The 6122-nt window shown below is 40.2% G+C and carries 6 protein-coding genes and 1 pseudogene; 4 read left to right on the forward strand and 3 right to left on the reverse strand.

From position 1 onward, the window contains the following. Both ABI367_RS12840 and ABI367_RS12845 read right to left on the reverse strand, forming a co-directional pair. A pseudogene (locus ABI367_RS12840) lies at positions 1 to 262 on the reverse strand (magnesium/cobalt transporter CorA); the annotation flags it as partial. Further along, entirely contained in the window at positions 262 to 873 is a 612-nt protein-coding gene (locus ABI367_RS12845) for a WbqC family protein (RefSeq protein ID WP_462227636.1), read from the reverse strand. The pseudogene ABI367_RS12840 and the gene ABI367_RS12845, both read right to left, overlap by 1 nt. 36 nt (positions 874 to 909) lie before the next feature. Here ABI367_RS12845 and ABI367_RS12850 point away from each other — a divergent pair, with 36 nt between their 5' ends. Together ABI367_RS12850 and ABI367_RS12855 are read left to right on the forward strand one after the other, a co-directional pair. Beyond that, positions 910 to 1785 (forward strand): lysophospholipid acyltransferase family protein, encoded by an 876-nt coding sequence (locus ABI367_RS12850; protein ID WP_462227637.1) that lies wholly within the window; start codon positions 910 to 912, stop codon positions 1783 to 1785. Beyond that, positions 1785 to 2813 (forward strand): glycosyltransferase family 2 protein, encoded by a 1029-nt coding sequence (locus ABI367_RS12855; RefSeq protein WP_462227639.1) that lies wholly within the window; start codon positions 1785 to 1787, stop codon positions 2811 to 2813. The genes ABI367_RS12850 and ABI367_RS12855 overlap by 1 nt, the downstream gene beginning before the upstream one ends. A 101-nt stretch (positions 2814 to 2914) precedes the next feature. On the opposite strand, the gene aroQ is transcribed toward ABI367_RS12855, so the two are convergent. Further along, positions 2915 to 3334, reverse strand: coding sequence for a type II 3-dehydroquinate dehydratase (gene aroQ / locus ABI367_RS12860; RefSeq protein WP_462227640.1), 420 nt, complete (start codon positions 3332 to 3334; stop codon positions 2915 to 2917). A 41-nt stretch (positions 3335 to 3375) separates the two neighbouring features. On the opposite strand from aroQ, the gene xerD reads away from it, so the two are divergent. Both xerD and ABI367_RS12870 read left to right on the forward strand, forming a co-directional pair. Then, complete coding sequence (xerD, locus tag ABI367_RS12865) at positions 3376 to 4275, forward strand: site-specific tyrosine recombinase XerD (protein ID WP_462227642.1); 900 nt, start codon at positions 3376 to 3378, stop codon at positions 4273 to 4275. 152 nt (positions 4276 to 4427) lie between these two features. Further along, positions 4428 to 6122: ThuA domain-containing protein (locus ABI367_RS12870; protein WP_462227644.1), on the forward strand; the 1695-nt coding region annotated here is incomplete at its 3' end.

A 6122-nucleotide genomic window follows, 5' to 3' on the forward strand; every position in this document is an offset into this window, starting at 1 on the left:
CGCCTATATCTTCCAATAATTTTGCATCGCCCAAACCTTTTATTTGTATCCAGTGCGTATGGTTCTTGCATTTTTTTAACTGATCCAGCACCACTTTGATGTTTTTTCCGGTATCGGTAACCAGCTCTTTATCGTTATACGAAAAGATATTAATATGCGGCGCCATCGCGTCTTCAGCGATATTTATCAGGCCCGGACTATCGCCAACATTGCCATCTCTTCGACGGGGTCTATATTTTACTCGTTTTATGCGCTTTTCCATTATAAAAAATTAATAGTTTGGGGCCCCTGGTTAAAAAGCAGGTCAACTATACTCAAGTTCTTCAAAAAGCCCTTACGTTCTTCAAAAACCTGGAAATAAGGTTTTTGTTGCATAACCGTTTCTTTTTTTGCCGACATGGTATTACGCAGGTCAATAAGTTCCGGGTATTCTTTTTCGTAAGAATTTGTATAAATAATATTTAGCGGCAGTTTAATAAGCTTGAGCGCCAGATTTAAAAGTTCTTCATTATAATCAAATAAATAGGTGTATCTGTTTTCATAAAACCGTACAAAATCATCTTCGTAATATTCAAAATATGCCGAACGCCGATAGCACGATTGTAAACTCATCCAATGTAGTCGCTGCCACCTAAAATCATAACTTATCTTCACATCCTTACTTAAGGTATGCACTTTTGAGCCTTTTACAACCGGAACAACTATGGTTAACAAGCCATCGGGCGAGTAGATGTTTGCCCGGTTACGGTAGGTTTGTTTTGGGAAGAATTCTTCCTTTTCTATCAGTATATCAGGTTTATAATACTTTAGTTTTGTAAAGTATTCAACCGGTGGCAGATAAAACATAGGGAACACAGCGCCTTTCTCGATCATATATTTTATGTTTGCAGATAAAATTCGTCGAAAATAATGATAAAAAAAGGGCTTTTTAGGTTAGGGATATTCTTTTTATACCTGATCTCGTTATTACCCTTTTGGATATTATACCTTATTGCCGATTTTTTATTTGTTGTATTGTATTACCTGGTAGGCTATCGCCGTAAGGTTACACAAGAAAACCTGCGCAATGCCTTCCCTGAAAAAACACAAAAAGAACGTGAGCATATAGAAAAAGAATATTATAAGTACCTGGCCGACCTGATAGTTGAAACCGTAAAAATGATCAGTATATCAAAAGCCGAAATGCAGCGCCGCGTGGTGCCAACTAATCCTGAAATTATACAACATTATTTTGACCGGGGGAAAAGTATAAGCGCGGTTGCGGGTCACTACTGTAACTGGGAATGGGCAGGCAGCGAGTTTAGCATAGCTAACCCTTTGTTTATTATTTACAAACCATTAAATAACAAGCTATTTGACGAGTTTTTTAAAAAAGTACGGGCAAAGTTTGGCGGTGTACCTATAAGCATGAAGCAAACGCTGCGCACCATGCTTCAACACAAAAATGAATTAACCGTTACCGTTTTTGCCGGCGACCAAACCCCTGTACGCGAGGATACTAATTACTTTACTGATTTTTTAAATCAGCCAACGGCTGTATTTTTAGGGATAGAAAAAATAGCCAAAATGATAGACTCTGTAGTGATATTTTATGATATGCGCCGGGTTAAAAGAGGATATTATACTTATACTATTGTACCTTTGACTGAAAATGCCAAAGAAACTGCGCCGCATGAAATTACAAACGCGCATGTTAAATATTTAGAAAGCATGATTAACCGGGAACCTCAGTATTGGCTATGGTCGCACCGCAGGTGGAAGTTTAAGCCGGAGGATATACATTAATGGAACAATTACCTAAAGTTGCAATTGTTATTTTAAACTGGAACGGCCTTAAATATTTACAGGAGTTTTTGCCTTCGGTAATGTCATCACAATGGGATAACCTGGATGTTATTGTGGGCGATAATGGCTCTACCGATGCTTCGGTTGAATATATTTCCCAAAACTACCCCGGTATCAGGATCATACTTAACGGCGAGAATTACGGTTTTACGGGAGGATATAATAAAGTATTGGCCCAGGTAGATGCTGATTATTATATCCTATTAAACTCGGATGTACAGGTTTACCCCGGTTGGATAAAGCCTGTTATTGATTTGATGGAAAGCGACCCCCTTATAGCTGTAGCCGCGCCCAAAATAAAATCATACCAGCAAAAAGACCATTTTGAACATGCCGGTGCAGCCGGTGGGTTTATTGATAGTTTTGGCTATCCGTTTTGTCGCGGGCGCATATTTTACCAGATAGAGGAGGATAGGGGCCAGTACGAACAATCAGACGAGGTTTTTTGGGCATCGGGCGCGGCCATGTTTATTAAAAAGAAATGCTGGGACGAAGCACACGGCTTTGACGACCGTTTTTTTGCGCACATGGAAGAGATTGATCTTTGCTGGCGGTTAAAAAACAAAGGATATAAAGTGATGTACTGCGCGCAATCAGAAGTGTTTCACTTGGGCGGCGGCACATTAAATACCGAAAACCCTTTTAAAACATACCTTAACTTTAGGAACAACTTGTTATTGCTGCAAAAAAACCTACCATTTTGGCGGGCACTGGTAGTTATAACTGCCCGTTATTTTATGGATCTGCTGGCCATATTCAGGTTTTTAACCGAAGGTAAACGTAAGGATGCCTGGGCGGTTAGCCTGGCGCATCAAAATTTTGTGCGCCACATGTTTAAAACCGGCCATCGTGATATTGATCCTAAACACAATCAAAACGGTATGTATAGAGGTTGCCTGGTATGGGATTTCTTTGTTAAAAAGAAACACACCTTTTCGCAGTTGGATAAGGGGAAGTTTTATAAATAAAAACGTTATAAATTGTCATTTCGAACATAGTGAGAAATCTATGCATTGATTTTCTCGTGTATAGATTTCTCCTCGTGCCTCGTTCGAAATGACATGGCTTATTATTTCGCCAATAAACTTTCCACAGCCAACCTATATGAATCTAACCCAAACCCTGCGATCACCCCTTTGCAATTGCGGGCCAGCATAGATTGGTGCCTGAATTCTTCACGCTTGTAAACATTGGATATATGTACCTCAACAACCGGTGTATTAATGCCGGCAATAGCATCGGCAATAGCAACCGAGGTATGGGTATAAGCCCCGGCGTTCATTACAATACCGTCATAACTAAAACCAACTTCGTGCAGTTTATTAATAAGTTCGCCTTCTACATTACTTTGGTAGTAGGTTATATTAATATCGGGGTATCGGGCTTGTAATTCCTTTAAATAAGTTTCAAACCCGGTATCACCGTAAATTGATTTCTCGCGTACGCCTAATAAGTTTAAATTAGGGCCATTGATAATTTGTATATTCATTAGTTCAAACTTAGCTATAAATCATTTAAAACTAAAACTCATTGAATTGGCAGTCGGCAATAAAAGGTTTTCAGGCCTATTTAAAACTGGAAAGATCACTTTCAAAAAATTCAATTGAGGCTTATACCCGCGATATTGGGCGCTTGTATGAATATACCGATACGCTGCCCGAAAAGATCAACCCCGAACATATTACCCTCGCCCATCTTCGTCAATTTATAAATTGGGTGGTTGAATTGGGTATGATACCATCATCGCAGGCCCGTATTTTATCGGGCATTAAGGCTTTTTACAAATACCTGTTAATGGAGGACATGATTGTGTCCAATCCGGCCGAGTTATTAGAATCACCCAAAATACAACGCAAGCTACCTGATACATTGAGTTATGAGGATATTAATAAAATGATTGAGGCGATCGATCTGTCAAAACCCGAAGGAGCACGTAATAAGGCTATATTGGAGGTTTTGTATGGCTGTGGATTACGGGTATCTGAACTAACCGAGCTTAAACTATCAAACCTTTATCTGGATATTGAATTTATAAAAGTTACCGGCAAGGGCAGTAAGGAACGTTTAATACCTATTGGGGGCGCAGCCATTAAAGCTATTAAAATATGGATAGAGCAGGTGCGTGTGCATGTCCCCATAAAAAAAGGTGAGGAGGATATGGTTTTTTTAAATCGCCGGGGCAGCAGGCTTAGCCGTATGTATATTTTTATGGTGATCAAACAGTTGGCGCAAATAACCGGGATAAAAAAAACAATTAGTCCGCATACCTTTCGCCATTCGTTTGCTACCCATTTGGTTGAAGGTGGGGCCGATTTGCGCGCCGTACAAGAAATGCTGGGCCACGAAAGCATTACCACTACCGAAATTTATACCCATTTGGATAGGGAGTACTTAAAAGGCACTATCAGCCAGTTTCACCCGCGTAATTAACAGAATTTTAGTGTTTGGGGTGGTTCTTCTCTCGCTAAACAGAACACCTTTTATTTTTATTAAAATATGGTATAATAAAATAACGCAGATACTTTTTAATAAACTTTATTTAGCTAAATTAGCCTTCCATAACCCTTTATACCTAATAATCGATGAAAATAACGTCTAACAATTCAACAGCGCGTGCGCTGTTAACTTTAATTGCAGTAATTGCCGGTTTTACAATAAGCCTGGCACAAACCAGGGTACTGGTGTATACCAAAACGGCAGGTTATCATCATGCCTCAATAGCAGTAGGGAAAGATGCTATTATTAAACTGGGCAATGCTAATGGTTTTGCAGTTGATACCACTTCAGATTCGACCAGGATAGTTGAAAGTAACCTTAAAAAATATGCGGCTGTGGTTTTTTTAAGTACCACCGGAAATATGTTAAGCCCTTACCAGGAGGTTGACCTGGAAAGGTTTATACAAGCGGGGGGCGGTTTTGTAGGTATACATGCTGCTGCCGATGCCGGGTACGACTGGCGCTGGTATGGCCGGTTGGTAGGCGCTTATTTTGATAGTCACCCACGGCAGCAACAGGCTACTATAGATGTGGTGGATAAAAATGATATATCAACCAAAATGCTGCCCGAACACTGGTCGCGCAAAGATGAATGGTATAACTATAAAATGATAAATCCGGATATTCATGTATTATTGAATTTGGATGAAAAAAGCTATACGGGTGGCAAAAACGGTGCTAATCACCCCATTGCCTGGTATCATGATTTTGATGGTGGCAGAGTCTGGTACACCGGCCTGGGTCATACAGATGAATCATATAGTGAAGACCTGTTTTTACAGCATTTATTAGGTGGTATAAAATATGCCATAGGCAATAATGTAAAGTTAGATTATAAAAAAGCTAAATCACAACACGCGCCCGACGCCAACAGGTTTACAAAAACAGCCTTGGTTACAGGTGCTTTTTATGAGCCTACTGAGATGACCATTTTACCTAATCTTGATATTATAATTGCGCAACGCAGGGGCGAGATATTGTTGTATAAAAACAGTACTCACAAATTAACGCGTGCTGCTATGCTAAACGTGTATGCTGTAGCAAGTGTTAAAGGGGTTAATGCCGAAGAAGGCGTGCTGGGGATACAAAAAGATCCTGATTTTGCAAAAAACCATTACATATACGTTTATTACAGCCCTGCTGATACGTCGGTTAACCGCTTATCGCGTTTTAAATTCGAGAATGATGTTATTAATCTTAAATCAGAAAAAATTGTGTTGCAGGTAGCCTCACAACGCCAGATATGCTGCCATACCGGTGGCTCAATAGCGTTCGGTAAAGACCACACCTTATTCCTTTCTACAGGCGATAATTCAACACCTTTTGATGAACCTAACCCCAAAGGACGACCTAATATTAACGCTTTTGCCCCGCTAGATGACAGGCCGGGTTATAAACAATGGGATTCCAGGCGATCAGCCGGTAATACTTATGACCTGCGCGGAAAAATATTACGGATAAATATACAGCCGGATGGTAGTTATACCATTCCAGAAGGTAATTTATTTAAGCCGGGCCAGGCTCATACACGCCCCGAAATTTATGTAATGGGCGACCGTAACCCATACCGTATTTCAGTTGATAAAAAACGCGGATTTTTATATTGGGGAGAGGTTGGTCCTGATGCTAACGACGATAGCCTGGCAACACGCGGCCCACGTGGTTATGACGAATTTAACCAGGCACGCAAAGCAGGCTTTTTTGGCTGGCCGCTTTTTATAGGCCCAAATATTCCTTATCATGAATACAATTTTGATACCGGCAAAACAGGTATACGGTTT

This window comes from Mucilaginibacter sp. (assembly GCF_039935595.1).
In the GTDB taxonomy this organism is placed as follows: Bacteria; Bacteroidota; Bacteroidia; order Sphingobacteriales; family Sphingobacteriaceae; genus Mucilaginibacter.